At 46.3% G+C, this 1059-nt stretch carries 1 protein-coding gene; it reads right to left on the reverse strand.

Going from position 1 to position 1059, the window contains the following annotated elements:
- Positions 1–1059: acyltransferase domain-containing protein (locus UYK_RS24200; protein WP_016871464.1), on the reverse strand; the 1059-nt coding region annotated here is incomplete at both ends.

Consider the following 1059-nt stretch of genomic DNA (forward strand, 5'->3'; position numbering starts at 1 on the left):
TTCAATCCAGTATCTTTGGCGTTCAAAGGGGTAGGTGGGTAAAGGCAAACGCTGACGTTGCTGATGGCTATGGAATACTGACCAATCGATTTCGACTCCAAACAACCACAACCGACCCAATGTCTGTAACAACCAAGCAACATCTGATTGTTGTTGTTGGGGATGAGGTAGGGAAGTTAAGACCAACTGTTTTTGTTTTTGATTGCCGTTAAGATGTTGTGTTGTGAGTGTGCTGAGGGTTCGCCCTGGTCCGAGCTCCAAGAAAATGCCTTGATGTTGCTGTAATAGGTCAGAGATACCCGCAGAAAATCTCACTGTTTGCCGTAGATGCTGACCCCAATACTCAGGATTTGTGGCTTCATGAGGATTAATCCAAGTGCCTGTGAGGTTGGAAATCAAAGGAATCTGGGCAGGATTTAGCTGGACGTTTTTCAGCAACTGCACAAACTCCCCTAACATTGGTTGCATCAAATGAGAATGAAATGCATGGGATGTATGCAAAACCCGAGATTCGATGTTTTGGCAGGCTAGTTGCTTTTGTAATTCGCTGATTGCATCCGTTGTTCCTGATACTACGCAAGAGGAGGGACTGTTGATTGCTGCTAGAGATAGACCCTCACCTAACAAAGGCTGCACTTGTTGTTCCCCTAGCCCAATTGCCAGCATACTCCCAGTAGGCATTTGCTGCATGAGTTTACCCCTTGCTGCGACCACTGCTAGGGCATCTTCTAGGGAAAACACGCCTGCTATTGTTGCTGCTACATACTCACCAATACTGTGACCAATCATGGCCACTGGGCGTACTCCCCAAGACATCCACAACTGGGCGAGGGCGTATTCAATTACAAATAATGCGCTTTGGGTGATTGCTGTTTGTTGTAGTTGCCTAGTTGCTTGTTCCCTTTGCTGAGTAGTTGGATAAACTATATTGCGGATATCTATTCCCAGGTGGGGTTTGAGTATCTCACTGCAATGGTCTACATGTTTTTTGAAGCTGGGTTCTACTTCGTAAAGCTGGCGCCCCATATTTACATACTGGCTTCCTTGACCCGAGAACAT

This window comes from Fischerella thermalis PCC 7521, assembly GCF_000317225.1.
Lineage (GTDB): Bacteria > Cyanobacteriota > Cyanobacteriia > Cyanobacteriales > Nostocaceae > Fischerella > Fischerella thermalis.